Origin of the sequence: Demequina subtropica (assembly GCF_000971235.1) — a bacterium.
GTDB lineage: Bacteria > Actinomycetota > Actinomycetes > Actinomycetales > Demequinaceae > Demequina > Demequina subtropica.
The window spans coordinates 1-2194 of the sequence record NZ_BBMB01000020.1; the positions used below are offsets into that span (position 1 = coordinate 1).

At 65.4% G+C, this 2194-nt stretch carries 4 protein-coding genes; 1 reads left to right on the forward strand and 3 read right to left on the reverse strand.

Translation table 11 applies throughout. The features are described from left to right. The coding region (locus AOM06_RS14250) for an RHS repeat-associated core domain-containing protein (RefSeq protein ID WP_156163735.1) at window positions 1–340 on the reverse strand (340 nt) is incomplete at its 3' end. A gap of 223 nt (window positions 341–563) precedes the next feature. Between AOM06_RS14250 and AOM06_RS15150 the strand changes: the two genes are divergently transcribed. Next, on the forward strand, window positions 564–686 hold the full coding sequence (locus tag AOM06_RS15150; RefSeq protein WP_267127771.1) for a hypothetical protein: 123 nt from the start codon (window positions 564–566) through the stop codon (window positions 684–686). A 338-nt stretch (window positions 687–1024) separates the two neighbouring features. Here the strand turns inward: AOM06_RS15150 and AOM06_RS14880 are convergent, their stop codons facing one another. Both AOM06_RS14880 and AOM06_RS15210 read right to left on the reverse strand, forming a co-directional pair. Then, window positions 1025–1831: a hypothetical protein gene (locus AOM06_RS14880; protein WP_156163736.1), complete on the reverse strand. Its 807-nt coding sequence runs from the start codon at window positions 1829–1831 to the stop codon at window positions 1025–1027. Then, window positions 1832–2194, reverse strand: a 363-nt coding sequence (locus AOM06_RS15210) for a GIY-YIG nuclease family protein (protein WP_369401428.1), incomplete at its 5' end; no start/stop codon positions are given. It lies immediately after the preceding gene.

Here is a 2194-nt window from a genome sequence, read left to right on the forward strand (position 1 = left end):
AACGTGCAACGGAGCGGGCCTTCTTCAGCCAACCCCAGGCCTTGCCATCGAGGTCGGTCTTGTTGATCGGGTCCTGCGGGTAGGCGTACGCCGTGGTGTTGCCCCCGGGCACAGGGTCCACCGAGGTGAACAACCCGGTGGCAGGGTTGTACAACCGGACACCCATCAGCATCAGCCCGGTCGAGCCATCGGTGGCGCGCTCGCTTCCACCGAGCCACCCGTACGCGAGGGCACCGGTATCGGTGGCAAGCGTGCCGGTCCAGTCGTACGTGACGTCGCCGGTGTCAGCCGCGATGGTGATCTGACGGCCGTACTCGTCGAAGTCCGACAACGCCGTCATCGTGTCCACGCCACCCGCGGCATCCAACGTCAGCGACGTCGCGATATCACCGTGGATGTCCGCCAGCTCGACCGTGATACCCGTCCCACCCGAATCGTCGGTGGTGATGACGATGCCAAGGTCACCACCGACGGACGAGCCGTACCACGAGCTGCGCCGAGATCCGTCGGCGCTGGTCTCGTCGGCCCACGCGGGATTATCCGACGCATCGGTGTAGTGACGGGTGACCGTCGTGGTGTCAGCGCCGGTGGTGCTGATGGCGGTGGTGCGCCGTCCCAGCGGGTCGATGCCGAACGTGGTGGTGGTGCCGTTCTGGCTCAGCGACGCCGCGAGGTCATCGGCGTAGTAGCCGATGGTGAGGTCGCCCGCTGCGGCGCCGGCGGGGGTGTCGATCGCCGGGATGCGGGTCTGGCGTCCCAGTGCGTCGTACTCGTAGTCGCCGCCGGCACCGTTGGCGCCGGTCTGGACACGGTCGGCGTCGTCGTACGTCCACTGGTCGACGAGGTCACCGGTCGTGGTGCAGTCCGATGCGGCACCGGAGACGCTCGTGGCGCGCTCGAGTCGGTTACCACGGACATCGAAGTCGTCGGAGGCCTGCCCCCAGCGAGGGTCACATCGACGTACGCCAAGCCCCGTGAGGCATATCCCCGGGCGGCGCCCCGGCGTGGCCCGCGAAGCGCGGGTCTAGGCGACGATGGTGAGGCGACTCGACGCGGGGTTGCCGTCATGGCGCCCTGCCGCAACGCGCGCGCGGAGCCCAGGGAGTCTTTCCATTAGGGCGTCGAGCCCGCGAATCGGCCATCCCGTCGCCATGTCCAGCCAAACCAGTTCCGGGCACTCGACCAGCGGCGACACATCCAGCTCGATGGATCTGACCGCTCGTTGACCAGTAGGGCCCTGCACAACTCGTTGAAGGTGTGTGAGCGACGCCAACGCGTCCACGGAAGCGAGTTGCATGTCGTCGACCTGGAGGTCAACGAGCGCCCGCGGTGGGTTCTCCCAGTTCATCGCCACGGGCCGACGGCGTCCGCGCAGTTTCAGGTGCGTGAGCTGCGAACAGCGATCGCCGGCTGTCGAAGTCCCGTCGAGATGGCCCACTTCAAGTCGTCGAACGGTCGGCAAGCCGACCACACCGCCGGCAACACTATCGGCATACGCAAATAGCGCGCTCTCCGTGCCCTCCAGTTCACCGCGAGAGACCATTGCCGGCAAGTTCTCCCAAATCAGGACCCTGGACCGGCGAGCCGGGTCAACCCTAGACAAGTCAGGACACTCGGCACCTTCCTCAAATGACAGCGTGGTGACGCAAGGAAGGCCGTTGACCCAAGCCAGGTCTGACGCTGCGCGCGAGGTGGATCCCGCTGTGAACACAAGTACCTCGACACTGGCGGCCAACAGTCGCGCGAACTCGTCGGCAGTTACGCGGGAAACGGAAAGGTGAGCCTCGGTCTTCTCTCCGTCCCAAAGCGCACCGTGAATCTCTATCGCCATCTAGCGCCCACCTCGGTATCGAATCACATTTCGGAGCGACACCCCGGCTCGGTCGGCCCTGCGAATCGCATTTCTCTCGGCTGCGTGGATTGCGTCGCGAGTCATAGTCTGATGCGAAACCGAAACAATCGACGATCCCCAGTCTCTGCGCGCGTGACTGTGAACACGGCGGTGCATGTTCACGCTCTTCCCAATGTACTCACTTCCGTCAGCGAAGCGGAGCCGGTAGACACCGGGTGCTGCGGGCACTCCGTGAGCCGCGATACTGCACGACGAGTTATGTACCAGGACAGCGGCGTCGCCATCGGTGCCGACGTAGTAGGTGTGGAGGTCGGCGACGGTGAGGTTGTATGCCCACTGTGC